Source organism: Mucilaginibacter ginsenosidivorax (assembly GCF_007971525.1).
GTDB lineage: Bacteria > Bacteroidota > Bacteroidia > Sphingobacteriales > Sphingobacteriaceae > Mucilaginibacter > Mucilaginibacter ginsenosidivorax.
The window spans coordinates 1047713-1067258 of the sequence record NZ_CP042437.1; the positions used below are offsets into that span (position 1 = coordinate 1047713).

Here is a 19546-nt window from a genome sequence, read left to right on the forward strand (position 1 = left end):
AAGTTGATTTACTGTTAACAATAGTTCAGTTTATTAATCCAGCGCACCTGTTTTCATTTTTTCAGCAGGCTTTGCTGCCTGGGTATCTATAAGCCCTTTTACTTCCACCTTAATTACTGAGGCAATGCTATCTGTGGCTTTATCGGCTACATTTATAGTGATGCCGTCATTACTTAAACCTGTTTTTAAATTGCTGCCACCGTTAAGCATTATGGCGCTAATAACTTCATTTTTCAATCCGGGAATGGTCAGTTTCCCATCTATAGGCCAGTTAAATACAGAAAAATACAGGATAGTATTTTTACCATCAGGCTTCATTGTACAACGCCCCCAGTTTAGCGGCTGCAACGGGCTTGCCTTGGTAGCGTAAATAGCTTCGCTGTTTACTTTCATCCATTCGCCCATCTTTTTTAAAGTGGTTATACTTTCCTGCGGAAGCTCGCCTTCGGCAGTAGGGCCAACATTTAACAGGTAATTTCCTCCTTTTGAAGCTATATCAATCAGGTTATGGATCAATGTTTCGGGGGTTTTCCATTTATGGTCATAACTTTTATAACCCCAGGTACCATTCATGGTCATGCAGGTTTCCCAATCCTTTCCATCAAGCTCGCTAAGGTTTGGAATTTTTTGTTCCGGGGTTTTATAATCACCTGCAAAATTTGGCCGTTTCAGGCGGTCGTTGGTTATTATATTGGGCTGTAATTTTAACAAGTCCTGCAGCTTCTGCGCAAACTCATCCGTCATGGCGGTAGGTGTGTCCCACCAAATTACCGCAACATCGCCATAGTTGGTAAGCAGTTCTTTTACCTGTGGTACAGCTACCTTATCAATATACTGAGCCATGGTGCCTGAAGTTTGTATGGGGTCCCAATGACCGCTGTTTTCTTTAGTATAGGCATCAATCCTGGCCGAATCGGGGTTTGGCCAGCCTTCGCTGCTCACTTTACGTGCCGCTGCCCCACCGGGATTATTCCAGTCCTGGGCCTGCGAATAATAAAAACCCAGTTTTATACCATACTTACGGCACGCTGCAGCCAGAGGCTTTAAAACATCTTTGCCGTAAGGAGTAGCATCGGCGATATTCCATTTGCTGGCTTTTGATTTAAACATGGCAAAGCCATCGTGATGTTTTGCAGTTATAACAATATATTTCATGCCTGCTTCTTTGGCCAGCTTCACCCAGGCATCGGGGTCATATTTTACAGGATTAAACTTTTGAGCAAACTGCTGATATTCGGCCACCGGAATTTTAGCCCTGTTCATGATCCACTCTCCGCCATGCCCCACTTCATATCCCTTATACATACCCGCCAATCCGGCATAATCGCCCCAATGAATAAACATCCCGAAACGGGCTTCGCGCCACCATTTCATCCGTTCGTCGCGGCTAAGTTCTTTCTGAGCAAAAACAGCGTGCGTAAAAAATAGCAATAGCAAACAGGCTATAAAAGGTTTTTTCATATTGGTTATTTAGGGCGTCACCGCCTTGGTTTATAATGACTGTGATTATGCTGATTGGTTAATGAGCAGGTGTTATACTGCTCATGCTTATCAATACAACAGCAATGATGTTTGGTACTATATTGGTTTATAACAATCTACGCAAACGTTGTAGTAAGCGTCAAACTTTACTGCAACGTTTAAGCCTTCAATTGTTTACATGAAGAAACATCTGCAATCGTTTTCTTCTTGTTATTTTATTAATAATCAATACTTTAATACCTAAAAGCCTTTGAATTCAGGATACAAACATGTTGTTGTAATGAGCTTTAAACTCCATCGGGTATTACGACAACGTTTGCGTAGAATTAATACCCATTTGCAATGCAAGTAAAGAGAATACATAGTAATATTGGCTATTGCGGTATTGTTTTGCCAATAGCTGTATGGGTTAGTTTACTAACTAAACCAGTGAAAACAATAAAAATTTATCCTTTTCTCCGGTTGCTGTTAGCCATGATATTTTTTATAGCTATGGCAAACGCCTAATTTACCGCTCAAGTTAAGGACGACAACATAAACCCAAAATCAAAATAAAAGCGGCCAATTAATGCCGGTATTTTTTAATTAAAGTACGCTATGAAAGTTAAACATCTATTTCTGCTGGCTTTGTTAAACGGAACAGTGTTCCCTCTTTTTGCGCAAAATAGCACTGCTAAAGGCTTTATTTTCGCGCAACATCAAACCAGGTTATTGCTTAATGAAACAGAAAAAGCAAAAAAAACAGCTGCTAACCCAGGCCTTTTATCACCGCGCACATTAAACCCCGCGGGCGATGTGGTAATTGTAGCTCCTAAAGATTGGTGTAGCGGTTTCTTTGCGGGCAACCTTTGGTTCCTATTTGAGCACACCGGTGATAAATTCTGGAAAGAACAGGCCACTCCTTATACAGCTACTATGGAAACTGAAAAAAACGATGGAGGGACACATGATATGGGCTTTAAAGTTTACAATAGTGTGGGTAATGCCTATCGCCTTACGCACAATGCGGAGTATAAGGAGGTTATCATTCAATCGGCCAAAACGTTAATAACCCGTTTTAATCCGGTGGTCGGCTGTCTTAAATCATGGGATAACCGTAAAGACTGGAAGTTTCCTGTCATCATAGATAATATGATGAACCTCGAACTGCTGTTTGAAGCAACCAAATTAAGTGGCGATTCCAGTTTTTACAAAGTAGCTGTAGCGCACGCCAATACTACCATGAAAAATCATTTTAGGCCCAATTACAGTTCGTTCCATGTGATTGACTATGACCCGCAGACCGGGCAGGTACTCCATAAACAAACTCACCAGGGTTTTGCCGATAGCTCATCCTGGGCCAGGGGACAAGCTTGGGGATTATATGGCTATACCATGTGCTACCGGGAAACAGGAAATAAAATATACCTTCAACATGCAGAAAAAATTGCCAGGTTTATTTTCACCAACCCAACAATGCCTGCCGACCTTGTTCCTTACTGGGATTATGACGCTGCAAAATTACCCGGCCAGCCCCGTGATGCATCGGCCGCAGCAATTGCGGCGTCTGCCTTATATGAGTTAAGCACCTATAGCAAAAATGCTCGGTCATATAAAAATACAGCAGATAAAATAATGAATAGCCTGAGCAAATTTTACCAGGCGGAGCCCGATAGCGCTAAAGGTTTTTTACTACTTCACAGCACCGGTCATAAACCGGCCAAAAGCGAGATAGATGTACCAATTATTTACGCTGATTATTATTACATGGAAGCATTGTTACGCCAAAAACGACTAACCGACAAAAAGCCTGTTATTAACGTGGAGGGGCTTTTAAAGAACTAAGCACTATGATACAAAGTAATTTATTTCAGTACGGCGATGAGGTTGAATGGCAACAGGCCGGAGCAGGAGTTTTACGCCAGGTTTTAGGATTTGATGATAAACTTATGCTTGTAAAGGTAAAATTCAGCAAAGGCAGCCGGGGTACTTTGCACAGCCACGCACATTCGCAGGTGAGCTATGTAGAAAGTGGTGTTTTTGAAATGACCATGGGCGATACCATCAAAATTATTAGCAAAGGTGATGGTTACTATGTTCCTCCGTTTACCGTTCACGGCTGCGTTTGTTTAGAAGAAGGTATGCTGGTTGATGCTTTTAGCCCCGCGCGATGGGACTTTATTACGCTCGATGGCAAAAATTACGTTTTATAAGCTGCACATATTGTTGAATAGCTAAAAATTAGAACTTTTAAAATTGATGAAGAAAATATTATGTGGTTTAGGTTGGATAGCAATGATGTTGCCGGCAAAAGCACAATTGATAAGCTTAAATGATAAAGAGTTGATTGTAATGCGTAAAACTATACATATTGATGCAAACGACTCATCATGTTATAACAAGGTTTTTGAACCGTACCTGACGGCCGCAAAACAGGCACTTAGCCAATCGCCAAATCCTATAAAGGAAATATTATCGCAGGGATTATTGGAAGGCGACCCCAAAAAAACAGCAAGCCTAAAGGCCGTTGAGGATGCCTATAAAGCATATGCATTGGCAATTGTCTATAAATATAATAGTAACAATAACTATTTGAATAAAGCTACCGAATACCTGCTTGCCTGGGCAAAAACCAACATGGCCACGGGCGATCCAATTAATGAAACAAAGTTGGAGGATATGGTTACAGCTTATGACCTGGTTAGGAATAATATACAATTGACCAATAGGGTAATAATTGATAAATGGATGCAAAGTATTGCCGATGCCGAGGTAAACAGTGATTCGGCAAAGCCCGGTAAAGGCACCGCGATAAACAACTGGAATTCGCACCGTATCAAAATGATCACACTTATTACCTATACTTTGCACAATCATCAGTACGATAGCCTCATCACCAATGAACTGGAAAAACAACTGGCCGTTAATTTAAATCCCGACGGAACTACTCATGACCTCCTGGAAAGAGATGCTTTTCATTACCACATTTATGACCTTGAACCGCTGCTAACTACCTGTATTGCCATTTACAGAGCTACTGGCAAAAACTATTTTACCTTTAAAACTGCCAATGGAGCCTCTATCAAAAAATCGGTCGATTACATGATACCATATATGACAGGTGAAAAAACACATCCCGAATTTGCGAATAGTAAAGTGTCATTTGATCAGAAACGCGCTAAAAATAATGAGAAAGGCTATATTCCCGGCACGTTGTTTAACCCTCAAAACGGTTTACAGGTATTTGCATTAGCTTCATTTTTTGATGAAAGTTACCTGTCCGTTATCGCCAGGGTCGCCAGCGATGGGAGTAAATTTTTCAACTGGCGCATGGCCATTAATGATTTCACAGGGAATAGTAAATAATTGAACTTGATTTATCTAAACACCAAATTTTATAAGCGTAATAAGCCAGTACCGGCAGAACAACATCGTTATGGTGAATAATCTCAATAATTTTCTATCGGTATTATTTGGAGCATATTTATAATGTATCGGTATAGCAAATTTATATAAAAACAATATGAGCATTGTTAAAACATTAGGTCAGTTTATAATTGAAAGGCAAAAAGACTTTCCATTTGCCAAAGGGGAGTTGTCAAGGCTACTCCGGGATTTAGGTATCGCCGCAAAAATTGTTAACAGGGCTATTAATAAGGCAGGGCTTATTGATATTTTGGGCGAAGCCGGCTCCACCAATGTACAGGGTGAACATCAAAAGAAATTAGACCTTTACGCCAATGAGCAATTTATCGCGGCCCTGCAATGCGGAGGTGAGTGCTGCATAGTTATTTCAGAAGAAAACGATGAATACATTTACATTGATTCTGAAGTATCAAAGGATGCAAAATATATTGTGGCGCTTGACCCATTGGATGGCTCATCTAATATTGATGTCAATGTAGGAGTTGGAACAATTTTTTCTATATATCGACGAAAATCGCTAACCGGACATGCTACACTCAACGATGCACTTCAAAAAGGAACAGAACAGGTTGCTTCTGGCTATATTATTTATGGGTCATCCACAATGCTTGTTTATACCACCGGAAAAGGGGTAAATGGTTTTACACTTGATCCGTCGATTGGCGAGTTTTGTTTATCTCACCCAGATTTGAAAATACCAAATTCCGGAAATATTTATTCTATAAATGAAGGGAATTATAATTACTTCCCTGATGGAGTAAAAAAGTATATAAAATATTGCCAGGTAGAAGATAAGCTAACCAACAGGCCCTACACTTCAAGATATACAGGATCAATGGTAGCCGATTTGCACCGGACCTTAATAAAAGGCGGTGTTTTTATTTATCCTCCTACTTCGGGCGCTAACAAAGGTAAACTACGATTAGTATACGAATGTAATCCGATGGCATTTATTGTTGAACAGGCTGGTGGACGCGCCTCTAACGGTTACAACAGAATACTTGATATTGAAGTAGAAGAACTTCACCAGCGATCAGCTATTTTTATTGGCTCTACCGATATGGTTAAGAAAGCAGAAGAATTTATGCTTTCCTTTTCGCCTCAAACCTTCAAAAAGTCTTTCGAAGGAAAAATTTCTATTCAATGATTTTTTGCAGGCAACGTAACGTCAGATTACCCCATGGGAATAAAAAAGCCTGAAAATCATATGATTCAAGGCTTTTAATCTATTTTCATTATGGCTGATACCCCTGTCTGGTGCCGGCAAAACAACCATTGCCGGGCTATTGAAGGAGAAACTGACGGATGAAGACTTCTTCGCCATTGTTCTTGACGGCGATACGATGCGGGAGACCATCAATAAGTACCTGGGGTTTAGCACGGAAGACAGACTGGAAAATGTGCCGAGTGACCTTAATAGCCCAGATGCTGGCATAAAACAATATAGTAGCCATTTGCCCGCTCATTACTCCATTACCCATTCACCAACAAACGAGGCCGCATCATAAATCAAAATACCCCTCTGAGAATCGCCTGTACGAAAATAGACTCCATCAGGTACCCGAATAAATCACAAAAAAAAGAAGCTTATCATGATTTATGATACAGCCCCGTTAAAACTAACTACTTTGATGTTTTTGTTGATTGCCCGATAGCTATTTGCGAGGAAAGGGATGTAAAGGGATTATACCAGCTGGCCCGCCAAAATAAAATAAAAGCCTTCACCGGCATCTCGGCACCGTTCGTTTCGCCGCTTCATGCCAATTTGGTGTTAGACTCATCGCCGGAATATCCATATCAAAGCATAACCAGGCTTTACAACAGGGTAATATCATTAATAAAGGCAGATGAATTTTAAAAACTATTTTACCTCCGGGAATGATCTTTTTTAATCTGACGGACCGCTATCTGCCTACTATATTTGGCCTTTTTTAACCCTCATGTTTTGTGCGTAAATAACCATTCGTGCCAGAGTTGAAAGCAGGGGCCATAAGCTGATCACAATCGTTGAGTGGATTCTCTGACGATGAGTTTTGTTGGCAGAATCACTTCTTCGGCAATAAAATATTTTTTAAAAATATGCTTCATCAGTAGTTCACAACTCCTTCTGCCAATCTCCTTCGCGGGTTCTTCTACGGTGGTTAAGGTAGGAGAAATAATTTCAGACATCGGATCATTTGTGAACCCTACAATACCTATTTGCTTCCCTATTTTTATGTTCTTTTTTTTAAGGGTGAGCATTGCTCCAATCGCTTTTCTGTCGTTAACGGCGAAAACGGCATCTGGTTTTTCTTTGCACTTTAGTAATTGCATCATATCTGCCGTGCCGCAATTTTGGGTGAAGCCAGAATGAATGATCCATTCTTTTTTAACAGGAAAGTTATGTTCTTTTAATGCCAAAAGGTACCCTTCCATCCGTCTTTCTGTAAACAACAATCCTGGCGGGCCTGTAATGTGTGCAATTTTTTTATAGCCATTTTTTATTAGATGATCTACTGCTGCATATGCGCCGTTAAAATCATCCTGCATTACTTTTGATGTATCTATATTGGATGCTACCCTGTCAAAAAAAACGATGGGTATTCCCATATTTATAATCTTGGTAAAGTGCTCGTCCTGGTCCGATTCGGATGATACACAAAGTAAAAGTCCGTCAATATTCCCTGGCGAAATATCATGTAGAATATCCCTTTCGCGTTCGGCGGAATCATTAGTTACATAAAGCACGATATTATATCCGTTTTTATAGGCCACTTCCTGGATGCCGGAAATAACAGTAGAGAAATAATAATTCACAACTGCCGGCAAAACAATACCAATGTTATGAGAGCTATTTGTTACCAGGCCAATCGCATTATAATTAGGCTTATAATTCATTTCGAGGGCTTTATTCAGCACCAGTTGCCTTGTTTCCTGATTGACGTCATAAGTGTCTCTTAACGCCCTTGAAACAGTGGCAACCGATATATTTAATTCTTTTGCGATATCTTTTATAGTAACAGCATGGGGCTTCATTTTTAAAAGTGATTAAAGAGATACAATTTAATCTTTTAAAACACTAATATTCAATTTAAGTAGAAAATGATTTGAAATATATTATTAAACGTACTGAACTTCACCCTTCCATTGAATTAAAGCCTCTTGATGTTTTATAATAAATCAACAGGAATTACCATCGGCAGCTACTTTTCTGATACAACAAAATGATAAATCCCCGACCCCAATGTAAGCACCACGTAACCGCTTTCAGGTTCAATTTTGGTAGATGATGTTAACGCTGCGCCACTTTCTGTTACTTCATCGGCACTGTTTGCAGGAACAAAAACTGTTGCAGTGGTATTTGCAGGAATTTCAACATCCATCAAAACCTTGCCTTTCTCAAGCACCCAGCTGCTGCTCAGTTTGCCATAATAGGTTTGTAAAGCAGCGGAAGCGTTTGTAAATCCTCCGCCAATATGAGGCTGAATTTTAATATGCTTATATCCCGGCCCGTCATCATAACTATCCAGCCCGGCCATAACCCGGTACATCCAGTCGCCTATGGCGCCATAGGAGTAATGGTTAAATGAATTCATAGCAGGCGACTCAAAAGTACTATCGGGTTTTATCCCATCCCATCTTTCCCAAACTGTTGTTGCCCCCATTTTTACTGGATACAACCACGACGGGTAATCTTGCTGCAATAAAAGCTTATAAGCTATATCTGCATACCCGAACCGACTTAAAACATGACACAGATAAGGCGTGCCTAAAAAACCGGTAGTGAGGTGATTACCGTAACTTATAATATTTTCTACCAGGCGCACGGCGGCTTGCTGCCTAAGCTCGTCGGGAAGCATATCAAAATTCAAGGCAAGTACGTAGGCTGTTTGTGTGCCGGATACCAACCGCCCGGTGGCGGTTACATATTCCTTTACGAATGCCTGTTTTACATTTGCCAGCAAAGCCTCATAAACAGGTATATCTTCTTTGTTTCCTAAAACCCTGGCGGCGTTTATCAGTAATTGGATAGAATTGGCGTAAAAGCATTGTGCTATCAGAAATTTATCTGTTACAGCCGCTTTGCCGTCCCTATCATCATCCGGGCTGTAAAATAACCAGTCGCCGTAATGTATGCCTGTATTCCACAAATTATTGTGGCTGCTATTCCGGATAAATTCAACCCACTTTTTCATACCCGGGTATTGCTGTTCAAGAACTCGTTTGTTACCGTAAGCAACATATAAATTCCAGGGCACAATACAGGCGGCATCGTCCCAACCGGCCGATCCGGACCTGCGCTGGCCCAATACATCCGGTATAACAAAAGGAACGCTGCCATTGGGCAGCTGATCTGCGCTAACATCTTTTAACCACTTGGTAAAGAAATTATCGACATTCATGTTAAATGCGGCGGTCCTGAAAAAAACCTGGGCGTCGCCGGTCCAACCCAAACGCTCGTCGCGTTGCGGACAATCGGTAGGAACATCGATAAAGTTACTTTTTTGCCCCCACTGAATATTATGCTGCAACTGGTTAATCAAAGCGTTTGACGAACTGAAGGTGCCTGCAGGTGGTATATCTGAATATAAGGCAGTCGCCGTAAAGTTTTCCGGCTTCAACTCTCCTGGATATCCTTCAACCTTTATATAACGGAAACCGTGCCATGTGAAATGCGGTTTAAACGATTCCTCTCCACCCCCCTTTAAAATATATGTATCCTGCGCTTTTGCCGCGCGCAGGTTGGCAGTGTAAAAATTTCCGTCCTTGTCCAAAACTTCGGCATGCGATACGATGATCTTATCTCCTTTTTTGCCGTTTACTTTAAGCGTCACCCAACCCGCCAGATTCTGGCCAAAGTCAACTACGTGCTCACCGGCAGGGGTTGTGAATATCTTTGCGGGCTTAAAGCATTCTTTCTCTCTGATAGGTTCATTAACGGTGGCTACCAATATATTCATAGGATGATTGGTAACCTTTACACTGGCCCAGCGGGTATCATCATATCCAGGCAACATCCACCCTTTTTTCTCGCACCCCGCGTCAATTGTTTCGCCGTTGTAAATCTGCGAGTAAAGAATTGAGCCGGTGGATGATTTCCAGCTATCATCGGAGGTAATGGTAGAGGTAGTTCCGTCGGCGTATGTAATTTCGAGTTGAAAAAGCAGGGCTATATCGTTTCCATACATGTTCTCTTTATTCTTAAAACCGATAATACCACGGTACCAGCCATTGCCAAGGGTGGCTGTTATAGCATTATTGCCTTTTGCTACCATATTGGTTACATCATACACCTGGTACTGTAACCGTTTATTATATGATGTCCATCCCGGTGTAAAATAAGCATCACCAATCTTAACCCCGTTTATTTGTGCTTCATATAACCCGTGGGCCGTTATATACGCTATGGCAGATAAAATTTTTTTATTGGCCAAAAACACTTTCCGGAATAGCGGGCTTGGGCGCATTACGCTATCTTCTGTATAGCCCGGTTCTATCCATTTAGCTTTCCAGTCACTTACGTTCAAGAATGCCATCCGGAAGGATGCCGTGTCGCTAACCGCAGGCTTTTTATTATAGTTATCCCAAACTTTTACTACCCAAAAATACGGCTTACCACTTTGAAGCGGGCTGCCGGCGTACGGTACAAATACAGATTCGGAAGTCAGCACTTTACCCGAATCCCAAAAAACTTTGCCTTTTGCCGAAGTGAATACCTGTATCTGATAAGCTGCCTGGAAAACGTTCCTTTTGCTGCTTGACAGTTGCCAGCTGAAACGGGGCATCGTCTCATCTAACCCTATTGGATTAGTTCGATTTTCTGTCAATAGCTTATAAACGGAAAGCTGTGCAACCGAACTGGTAACAATAAGCAGCATATTGATAAGCAGGCAAATGATCTTTTTCATGGCGGGCATCATTCAATAAAAAGAATTTTAGGGGGCTAAAGGACAGCTTTTTGCATTTTGGGTATTATAAAATGAATAATTACCCAGGCCAGCATAAACGAGCTTCCACATACGATAAAGATAATATTGTATCCGGCCACAATGTTGCCTGCATTTTTATAAAAATCAAGAATATAACCAATAAAGACTGGAAAAAGTACGCTGCCTATGGCCCCTGCCATGCCGCCTAAACCAACAACCGAACTGATGGCTTTTTTGGGAAACATATCCGGAACTATGGCAAAAATATTTGCGCTCCATGACTGGTTTGCTGCAACTGAAATACTTATTAATGTAACCACAACCCACATATTGGTAGTATACCTGGAAAGAATGATGAGAATAACACAGATTGCTGATATAAACAGCGCAATTTTCCGGGCTTTATAAACAGGATAACCTTTTTTTATCAGCCAGGATGAAAGATAGCCCCCGCCGAGGCTGCCCAACATAGCCCCTGAATAAATGATGGCCAACGGTAAACTGGGCTTTTTAAGGTCGAGATGAAAATAGGAACTAAAGTAAGATGGAAGCCAGAACAGAAAAAAAAACCAAATAGGATCGGTAAAAAACTTGCCCGCTATAAACGCCCATGTTTGCTTCAATTTAAGCAGCCTGCCCCAGGTTACATTGCCGGTAGTAACCTCTGCATTATATTCATCGTCGCTATGGATATAGTCAAATTCGGACTTTGTAAGGCGCTTTTGTTTTGCGGGTATTTCGTAAAAAATGAGCCATAATGCAAGCCAGATGAAACCCAATGATCCGGTTATCAGAAACGCCGCCTGCCAGCCGTAAACCGCCAATAACCATGGCACCAATATAGGACCAACACATGCCCCGATATTAGAACCTGAATCAAGTATACCAATAGCCAGCGCTCTTTCTTTTTTAGGAAACCACTCTGCAGTAGTTTTAACGCCCGCCGGGTAATTTCCGGATTCACCTAAACCAAGAAAGCCTCTCACCAGTCCAAAGCCAAGGGTACTTTTAACAACGGTATGCAGCATTGCGGCAATACTCCATAGCGTTATAGATATGGTGTAACCCATTTTTGTACCAATTTTATCAATTATCCTTCCGTAAACCAACTGGCCCAAGGCATAACAAGCGGTAAATGCCATCACAATCCGGCTGTAGTCCATTTCAGTCCAACTGAATACTTTCTCCAGTTCCGGTTTTAACAATCCGAATATTTGCCTGTCGATATAGTTTATTGTGGTAGCCGCAAAAAGAAAGACACAGACAATCCACCGGTAATTTTTGATCTTTGATCCTGACATTATTATTGATTTATATTTATTTGTATTTTTTTACGCTATCCTTAATTCAAGATCGTTTGTTATCTAATCTCCAATACATATTCTCCACCCTGGCTTAATTCCCTATTACTTTGGGACCCCGGGGATCCATTTTTGAGCATTTTTATAATATATTTTATCAACCACCGTGCGCGGTAGTTTTAAACCATAAAATTCTCCTTCAACTTTAGGAACCCGCATTTTTTGGTTGGTTGTAAAAAATCGCCAATGCCTTAGCCAAACTTCATGCGCATGTTTTCGTAGCCCTTCGGGTGTTGTTATATGTTCATTTACAATATCCATTGCATCATGCCGCATATCTGTTCCGTATAGTATTCTGTCCTGGTATTTTATAAAAAAGTCGTGCACGCCCTGCCAATTTGTTTTTGCCTGGTATTGCAAATGCGATACCCGCTCGGCCATATCCACTGCCATATTGGGATATTTATCCAGTGTTTTGCCCAATTCGGCCACGCTCCATTCCAAAGCCCCTAAATGCGCCCCGATAAATTGCAGCTTGGGGTTTTTATCCAGCATATGATCTCTTACCTTCAGGTAATACTCGTACGATGGGCGGTCGGGATGTAAGTACATATACTCCTCACTATGTGCTGCAGCATAATCGCGGTTGCCTTTTACCGTCATTTTATCCAGCGGAAGCCATGAATTTTTATGTTCGCCTAAATGGCCTATAAGTGGAATATGATTAATAGCAAGGTAGTTAAATATGGTATCGAACCTTGCATTATCAACAAAAACCAATTTGTTATTTTTATCCCTCAGCTGCATGCCCACGTTTTTCCACACTTTAACTGCAACTGCACCTTTGGCAAATGAATTCCTCAAATAGGCGATAACCTCACTTTGCCAGCCAGGTTCATTATAGTTTTTTAAAGAGAAGGTAGTTGCATAGGCAACAAGCCCCGGATAGGCCTTTACCAACTTGATGGCATAATCCTGCTGTTCTTCAATGGGTGTACCAGATGAGCTGTATACGTTAATCGTCAGCATCCTAAAATTGTCTGCCTTTGCCTGGTTAATAAATGCCGTATCTATATCCTCGGTTAAATGTACATGTGAGTCAATCTTTTTAACCTTCTTAAAATCATCAAAAGTATAGTATTGTCCTCCCAAAACATCATTTGGTAGTTTGTTCGTTTTTTTCTGCGGATAATCTTGAGACGACAGTAAAATTACCGGCAAACCCAGGCAGGTAAGCCTTGTGATCATTTTAAGCATTGATGTACCTTTAATCATATATTAAACTTGTTTTGTTAAATACTAAGCCGTTAAACCTAAATTTTGATAAATACCTTTTTCCTGAACATGTACCAGCACAAAAACCACTCAAGTAAAAAGGTTAGTGCAGACGCAATTATCCCGATGAACAATACCGGCAGATGAGTTGGGCTGAGGAAAGCCGCCGTTATACTATTAACGTACTCGTTAATTCCGCTGGAAATGGTTTCTATAAAAAGGTAAATAAACAGCGAATTCATGCCCACTACCGTAACGATCCAGGCGTATCGGGTATGCCCTTTAATATCATTCCACCAGTATAAAACGGCCAAAGCAAGCAGGCACCATCCACCCGAAACCAGTACAAATGAACTTGTAGCAATCCTTTTAATAATTGGGGTAAGAGCAACTCCTTCCACGTATCCCATAGCAAGCAAAATAATTCCGGCCATCATTAACCACTTTAATTTTAAACCGGCTGGTTTATTTGACAACAACAGCGACCCGGCCATCATTCCCCAGATGGTATGGCATGCTGTTGGAATAAAATTGATGGTAACCCAGCCACCTTTACTGATCTTGTGCACCAATAAAAGGTCGACATAGTTCCCGAAGTTATGCTGATTGGTAAAGGGCTGATTAAAGCCGCTTACATTGGTAAAGCGATATACAATTTCGGTAAAAAGCAGCAAAAAAAAACTAAAAAGGATTTGGTTTTTAACTGACCAGCTAAAAATAAGGAAGGCTATCAACGTGGTAAATGCAAGCTGAGCCAAAACATTCCACAGCTCAAAATTAAGGCCTTCGGGTTTTACAATCCTTGTCCATACACCCCAGAACAACAAAAGGGCCGACCGTTTTAATGTTTTTATAAACGATTGCCGCCAGGGCGAACCGTGCTCCTGTTGCCGGTGCAATGAATAGGACATTGCGGCACCGGCAATAAACATAAAGCCGGGCTGAATAAGATCCCAAAACCGGAGTCCGTTCCAGGGATGATGGAAAAATTGCTGCACAATAACAGTAAAACCAGTGCCGGCTGTTGCGGCATCTAATTTTTCAAATAAGCCGGTACCCTCCAATATCAGCAAAATCATGATAAACCCACGCATAAAATCAAGGGATATCAACCGTTGCCGGGGCTCAAAAGAATGAGTTGGATTAACCATGAGCGTTTTTTATTTGAAGCTTTAATACTTTTAAATCCTGATGAATATTTTTCGCTTGTACAAAAAGTAACAGATATACCACATCATACCAGATACAACAAGTATTGTGGCGGTAGTAATGGCGTCAGGACTTATCCAGCCAAAAAGCCTGTTGGTAACCGGTTTAGCAAGGTTCATCAGCACAAGCCTGCCTCCTGAGTGCCAGAATAGGTAAATAAATAGAGGGTTCATGCCAACAATTGCAAAAAAAACAACACCCTTTTTTAAATGAAGCACATCAATCAGCAAGTAGCAAACGGCTAGGCCAACAAATGCATATCCTCCGCTTAATATGATAAATGAGCTTGTGCAAATACGCTTAATAACAGGAATATACATACCAAGGGCATACCCGGCTATAATACCAGCAATACCTATGGTAAGCAGTATCCCCACTTTTTTTTGAGGCGCATAATCTTTCATTAGTATCATCCCGGCAATTACCCCCCAAATGGTGTGGGCCGTTGTAGGAATAGCGTTAAATGCAACCCATCTGTCTTCGCTTAGCCCCCCGGTTAGGAAAACATCGAACCATGAGCCAAAATTATGATCGGCAGTAAAAGGCTGATTGAAGCCATGAACAGGCCAGGCCCGGTAGATGACGTCGGTTAAAACAATTAATATAACCGAAACCAGCACCTGCCATTTGATGGCCTTACGCATTACCAAAAAGGCAATAAGGTAGGTAACTGATAACTGAGCGAGGACATTGGTAAAAGAAGATTTTGTTTCGGAAGATACAAGCCAGCCAAGGAAGAGCAATAAAAGCGACCGTTGTAAAACGCCCCGTAACGATTTATTCCAGCTTTCGCCTTTGGCCCATTTTCTTGAAAAAGAAAATGGCATTGCAACGCCAACAATAAACATAAAAAAAGGCTGAATAAGGTCCCAGGCGGTAAGTCCCTGCCAGTTGGCGTGGTCCATTTGCCGGCCCAGGAGCGAAACAACCGGGTTGCTGCTGGCCGTACTAAACAACTGCCCGTAACCCGATACCAGCATAAACATGGTAAAGCCACGAAAAAAATCAACAGAAAGAATGCGCTCCTGTTCAGGATTCAGTTTATCCGGCTTTATCATTTTTTACTTGATTTTCTTTTTTAAAACAGACTTAATAACAGGTAACATTTGCTCAGAAAACCTTACCATGCCAACATCGTTTGGGTGCACTCCATCTGCGGTCCCCTCATGGTCATATCCAATTAAGCCATCTCCGGTTTTATAATACAATCCCGTAACGCCCGATTGTTTAAGCAAACTAAAGGCCCGCCTCAACTCGCTTCTTTTAGCGTCGATGTTAGCCAGGCCATCCTTATTAAAATAACTATCTTCATAATAAAACCCTTCTACCAATAAAACCGGGATCAATGGTCTTTTCGCTTTCAAAAGTTTCACTACCTTAATTGCACTGTCGCAAATAATCTCCTTTTTTGAATTTGGGTTGCAATCAATAATATATAAAGCAGCATCAACCTCGCTCATTGCCCGGGCCACTGACAGGTCGTATTTCCCCTCGCCACTAAACCCAAAATTGATAAATGGTACATCTAATTTTCTTGACAGAATATTAGTAAAAGCCATCCCCGGCCGGGAGGCTGCCGCACCCTGGGCAATACTACTACCATAGTATATAACCGGCTTTTTTTCAACCAGGTATTTTTCAACCGGCTTTGAAATCTCTGCGCCCACATTTACCCCGATGGCAAGTGAATCCACCCCGTTATACAAAGGGAGGTTTAGCAAATACTCTTTGTATGCACCATCGCCACTGCGCAGCAGTATAAACTCATTTACCTTTTGTTTGGGCTTTCCGGTATTTACATATTGCCAGCCGACGCCGGTGTTGCAATACAAATCAACACCATCGGATCCGATAGATCCTGCCGTTTTTGATAGCGGCTCAATTTCCCGCAAAGACCACCTTACAACTATACGTGTTGCATTGGTCCGAAACCGGATAGCAATGCCGGCCGAACTCAAACTCTCTTCCCATACCGCGGCCCTCAAAACATGTTGATACCGGGCGGGAAAGCGCCTGTAGTTTTCTTCATTATGAAACCGGCCTATCACCGTGAACTGGCGGGCATCATAAAAAGCCAGCGAATCTGCGGTTTTATGATTTCCGGGCAAACACCTTGCATCAAATGCAAAAACGGCTGTTGCTAAAATTGGCAATACAAATTTTAAATAAACAAGTTGTATTTTTTTCATCATCTGCCGCATATTACAAGTACCATTTTTTATATCTTATTAAAGCCTCAACAAAATAGTAATCGGCATAGGTTAACGGTACATCAACTTCGGCATTAAAAGGTATAGCCCCAACACTATGCTTAAGCAAAAAACCGCCGTTTGTGCCAGGCTTAGCCCGGTATAGGGGCGAGGAAAGTGTTCTAATTATCTTTTCTGCCGCAACGATATACAATGTTTTGCTTTGGCCCCCGGTATACCTGCTTAATTCAAGAAAGGCTGATGCCATTACTGCCGCCGCCGAAGCATCACGATAGGTGTTAGGGATACCAGGTGCATCAAAATCCCAGTAGGGTATCATATCGGCCGGGAGGCGCGGATGGGTTAATATAAACCGTGCAATATATTTTGCCTGTACCAGGTACCGGCTGTCGTTAGTAAACCGGTACATCATGGTATAACCATATAAACCCCATGCCTGCCCCCTACTCCATGCAGATGAGTCGGCAGCGCCTTGCCTGGTTATTTTACGCATTGCCTTACCTGTTGATAAATCATAATCAATTAAATGATAGGAACTATAATCGGGGCGAAAGTGATTTTTTAACGTTGTGTTGGCATGGTTTACGGCAATATCGTCAAATTGCTTGTCACCCCCGTTTTTACTACTCCACTCCAGCAATTCAAGGTTCATTAAATTATCAATAATTACCGGGCATTTGTACATTGCAGAAGAGTCCCAGGATTGAATTGACTTAATAGAAGGACGGTACCGCGTTGCTAACGATTTTGCAGCCGTTTGTACAAGCTGCTTATACTCCTCCTGCCCTGTTAAGCGGTATGCATTACCAAAACTGCAAAATATTTTAAATCCAAGATCATGATTGCCCGAATTAAAAGCCTCCTGTTTTATAATTGCCATCCGCTGCTCTGCTTCTCTTTTTAACACGGTATCAGCCGAGTATTCATATAAATACCATAGTGTACCCGGGTAAAATCCGCTGCACCACCAATCTGCATCGCTGGTAACCAGTTTGTTTGTTGCTGCATCATAAGTTTTAGGCATTTTACCCGTTGGTAAAATGTTCATCAGCGATTTGTATTGCTTTACCGAAAACACCAAATCACCGGTCACTAACTTTCGCATCGATTCCACGGGTGTTCTTTTTTGTGCAAACAGCACAGCGCAAAAAGATATTAATATCCCGGATAGTATAATTTTTTTCATTTGAGCTTTTGCCAAACAATTAGGAATAAATAAAATAGCAGTATTGGCTTGTTACTATGCCGGCGTTACTTGCACCCGCCTTATTAATTTTGAATTAATTTATGAAAATTTACTGTTGATGCGTAAACAATTCAGCCTGATAAATTAATAGCCAGGGTTTTGTGTAAGCAACGGATCTACCTGGATATCATTTGTGGGGATAGGCCAAAGGTAATCGTCGTTGCTAAAATTAATTTGTACATCAGGCAGGCTTTCCCGTTTAAGTATATGCTTTCTTATCAAATCAAACCACCTGTCTATTTCAAAACATAGTTCGTAATTCCTTTCCTGTATCACCTTGGTATCAAATGCTTCCTTCGTTAGGCTGGTTGTGGCCAAAGGGTCCTGGTTATTCACCACGTAACCATTTGCACGGTTTATAACCTTGTTAATAGCATCAACGGCGTTTTGTGTGGGGCCACCTTTTGACATGTTCTCGGCCTCAGCAAAAATCAGCAGTACATCGGCAAAACGGATAACGGGCATATTTATAACAGAGCGGCCGGCGGCAAAATCGGCAGGTGAGTCATATTGAAACTTTTTAACTCCTGGCCAGTAATCCCCCAGATCGTAGTACAGCACCCCATTTAATGTTGTCTCGATAAAGGCATCCTTCCTTGGTTGTTTTGGATAGGCTTGCTCCCAGGTTGGCTCGGCGCAAATATCGCCAAAGCCCCTCATGTCAGACCATATACGTGGATCAGGGCCCAGGTTTTGGTAATTTGAATTCAGGCTCCACATCATCTCGGGCCCATATTGGGTTGCCACACTAAACAAATCCTTAATATCAGGCACCAGCGAATAACGGGCGCTGTCAATTACCTCTTTGGCCATTTCTGCAGCTTTCGCATAGTTAGCCGGCACATTCAACGGGTAAGTGGCCATTGTAAGGTAAGCTTTGGCCAATAAACCTTTAGCGGCATCCCTGGTTGGCAACCCGCGCATATCGGCCGAACGGGTTACCGGCAGTTTGGCAATGGCATCGGTAAAATCGCTCACAATCTGGTCATATACCTGCTGAACCGATGCGCGTGCCAATTTAGTAGTAACCGGGTCGGGCGTAGTTTCAACAATCAGCGGTACACCGCCAAATATCCTGACAAGCATAAAGTAATTATAGGCCCTTAAAAATTTGCCCTCACCCATTAAAACATCCGTCTGCGATTTGTCTACACCCGGCAATCCTTTTTTTAATGCTTTAATTGCTGTATTAATATTTAACAGCGCATTATAGTGGGCGGCCCATAATTCGGCTCCATAATTCTCGGGGATATTCAAATCCCCCCTTACTATCTGATCGTCCTGGTTAAAATCATCCATATAGGCCTGGTAGCCCACATTATGTCCCCATAAAGCGTTTAACGATGCGGTATAGGCCGACTGTACCTGGGTTACTGTAGTGTAAAAATTATCAGGAACGATAACGCTTGAAGGCTTTTCTACTAATTTTTTACACGATGATAAAAGTATGAGGGCAGCTACTAACCGGTAGCGTGTGTTGCTGGTAAATAATTTAAAATTTTTCATTGC

15 protein-coding genes and 1 pseudogene are annotated in these 19546 nt (G+C 41.7%); 6 read left to right on the top strand and 10 right to left on the bottom strand.

Translation table 11 applies throughout. The annotated features are described in order from the left end of the window. Nucleotides 1–33 precede the first annotated feature (33 nt). Complete coding sequence (locus FSB76_RS04245) at nt 34–1461, bottom strand: alpha-L-fucosidase (protein WP_147052345.1); 1428 nt, start codon at nt 1459–1461, stop codon at nt 34–36. Between the two features lie 618 nt (nt 1462–2079). On the opposite strand from FSB76_RS04245, the gene FSB76_RS04250 reads away from it, so the two are divergent. The 6 genes and pseudogenes from FSB76_RS04250 to FSB76_RS32930 all read left to right on the top strand — a co-directional run. Next, entirely contained in the window at nt 2080–3306 is a 1227-nt protein-coding gene (locus tag FSB76_RS04250) for a glycoside hydrolase family 88 protein (protein WP_147052346.1), read from the top strand. A 5-nt stretch (nt 3307–3311) separates the two neighbouring features. Further along, the gene (locus FSB76_RS04255) at nt 3312–3674 is read left to right on the top strand and encodes a cupin domain-containing protein (protein ID WP_147052347.1); all 363 of its coding nucleotides are present in this window, start codon (nt 3312–3314) and stop codon (nt 3672–3674) included. A gap of 46 nt (nt 3675–3720) precedes the next feature. After that, nucleotides 3721–4827 carry an alginate lyase family protein gene (locus FSB76_RS04260; protein WP_147052348.1) on the top strand — a complete coding sequence of 369 codons (1107 nt, stop codon included), beginning with the start codon at nt 3721–3723 and terminating at the stop codon, nt 4825–4827. A gap of 157 nt (nt 4828–4984) precedes the next feature. Continuing rightward, entirely contained in the window at nt 4985–6034 is a 1050-nt protein-coding gene (gene fbp / locus FSB76_RS04265) for a class 1 fructose-bisphosphatase (protein WP_147052349.1), read from the top strand. Nucleotides 6035–6131: 97 nt separating this feature from the next. Next, a complete protein-coding gene (locus tag FSB76_RS04270; RefSeq protein ID WP_225976527.1) occupies nt 6132–6395 on the top strand; it encodes an adenylyl-sulfate kinase in 264 nt (87 codons plus the stop codon). 122 nt (nt 6396–6517) lie between these two features. Further along, nucleotides 6518–6745, top strand: a pseudogene (locus tag FSB76_RS32930) (adenylyl-sulfate kinase); the annotation flags it as partial. Nucleotides 6746–6885: 140 nt separating this feature from the next. On the opposite strand, the gene FSB76_RS04280 reads toward FSB76_RS32930, so the two are convergent. The 9 genes from FSB76_RS04280 to FSB76_RS04320 form a co-directional block, all read right to left on the bottom strand. Beyond that, nucleotides 6886–7902: a LacI family DNA-binding transcriptional regulator gene (locus tag FSB76_RS04280; RefSeq protein ID WP_147052351.1), complete on the bottom strand. Its 1017-nt coding sequence runs from the start codon at nt 7900–7902 to the stop codon at nt 6886–6888. Between the two features lie 167 nt (nt 7903–8069). Beyond that, on the bottom strand, nt 8070–10775 hold the full coding sequence (locus FSB76_RS04285; RefSeq protein ID WP_147052352.1) for an alpha-L-rhamnosidase: 2706 nt from the start codon (nt 10773–10775) through the stop codon (nt 8070–8072). Between the two features lie 35 nt (nt 10776–10810). After that, on the bottom strand, nt 10811–12097 hold the full coding sequence (locus FSB76_RS04290; protein ID WP_147052353.1) for an MFS transporter: 1287 nt from the start codon (nt 12095–12097) through the stop codon (nt 10811–10813). Between the two features lie 105 nt (nt 12098–12202). Continuing rightward, nucleotides 12203–13372, bottom strand: a complete 1170-nt coding sequence (locus FSB76_RS04295) for an amidohydrolase family protein (protein WP_225976419.1) — start codon at nt 13370–13372, stop codon at nt 12203–12205. A 38-nt stretch (nt 13373–13410) separates the two neighbouring features. Beyond that, a complete protein-coding gene (locus FSB76_RS04300; protein WP_192910127.1) occupies nt 13411–14523 on the bottom strand; it encodes an acyltransferase family protein in 1113 nt (370 codons plus the stop codon). Nucleotides 14524–14553: 30 nt separating this feature from the next. Beyond that, a complete protein-coding gene (locus FSB76_RS04305; protein ID WP_147052354.1) occupies nt 14554–15639 on the bottom strand; it encodes an acyltransferase family protein in 1086 nt (361 codons plus the stop codon). 3 nt (nt 15640–15642) lie between these two features. After that, entirely contained in the window at nt 15643–16773 is a 1131-nt protein-coding gene (locus FSB76_RS04310; RefSeq protein WP_158642836.1) for an SGNH/GDSL hydrolase family protein, read from the bottom strand. Nucleotides 16774–16783: 10 nt separating this feature from the next. Further along, the gene (locus FSB76_RS04315) at nt 16784–17977 is read right to left on the bottom strand and encodes a glycoside hydrolase family 88 protein (protein ID WP_225976420.1); all 1194 of its coding nucleotides are present in this window, start codon (nt 17975–17977) and stop codon (nt 16784–16786) included. A gap of 144 nt (nt 17978–18121) precedes the next feature. Further along, the gene (locus FSB76_RS04320) at nt 18122–19543 is read right to left on the bottom strand and encodes a RagB/SusD family nutrient uptake outer membrane protein (RefSeq protein ID WP_158642837.1); all 1422 of its coding nucleotides are present in this window, start codon (nt 19541–19543) and stop codon (nt 18122–18124) included. Nucleotides 19544–19546 lie beyond the last annotated feature (3 nt).

What these genes read in the sequence shown, in the direction of transcription:
- FSB76_RS04245 (WP_147052345.1), bottom strand. Translation starts at nt 1,461, where the DNA reads ATGAAAAAACCTTTTATAGCCTGTTTGCTATTGCTATTTTTTACGCAC.
- FSB76_RS04250 (WP_147052346.1), top strand. Translation starts at nt 2,080, where the DNA reads ATGAAAGTTAAACATCTATTTCTGCTGGCTTTGTTAAACGGAACAGTG.
- FSB76_RS04255 (WP_147052347.1), top strand. Translation starts at nt 3,312, where the DNA reads ATGATACAAAGTAATTTATTTCAGTACGGCGATGAGGTTGAATGGCAA.
- FSB76_RS04260 (WP_147052348.1), top strand. Translation starts at nt 3,721, where the DNA reads ATGAAGAAAATATTATGTGGTTTAGGTTGGATAGCAATGATGTTGCCG.
- fbp (WP_147052349.1), top strand. Translation starts at nt 4,985, where the DNA reads ATGAGCATTGTTAAAACATTAGGTCAGTTTATAATTGAAAGGCAAAAA.
- FSB76_RS04280 (WP_147052351.1), bottom strand. Translation starts at nt 7,902, where the DNA reads ATGAAGCCCCATGCTGTTACTATAAAAGATATCGCAAAAGAATTAAAT.
- FSB76_RS04285 (WP_147052352.1), bottom strand. Translation starts at nt 10,775, where the DNA reads ATGAAAAAGATCATTTGCCTGCTTATCAATATGCTGCTTATTGTTACC.
- FSB76_RS04290 (WP_147052353.1), bottom strand. Translation starts at nt 12,097, where the DNA reads ATGTCAGGATCAAAGATCAAAAATTACCGGTGGATTGTCTGTGTCTTT.
- FSB76_RS04295 (WP_225976419.1), bottom strand. Translation starts at nt 13,372, where the DNA reads ATGATTAAAGGTACATCAATGCTTAAAATGATCACAAGGCTTACCTGC.
- FSB76_RS04300 (WP_192910127.1), bottom strand. Translation starts at nt 14,523, where the DNA reads ATGGTTAATCCAACTCATTCTTTTGAGCCCCGGCAACGGTTGATATCC.
- FSB76_RS04305 (WP_147052354.1), bottom strand. Translation starts at nt 15,639, where the DNA reads ATGATAAAGCCGGATAAACTGAATCCTGAACAGGAGCGCATTCTTTCT.
- FSB76_RS04310 (WP_158642836.1), bottom strand. Translation starts at nt 16,773, where the DNA reads ATGATGAAAAAAATACAACTTGTTTATTTAAAATTTGTATTGCCAATT.
- FSB76_RS04315 (WP_225976420.1), bottom strand. Translation starts at nt 17,977, where the DNA reads ATGAAAAAAATTATACTATCCGGGATATTAATATCTTTTTGCGCTGTG.
- FSB76_RS04320 (WP_158642837.1), bottom strand. Translation starts at nt 19,543, where the DNA reads ATGAAAAATTTTAAATTATTTACCAGCAACACACGCTACCGGTTAGTA.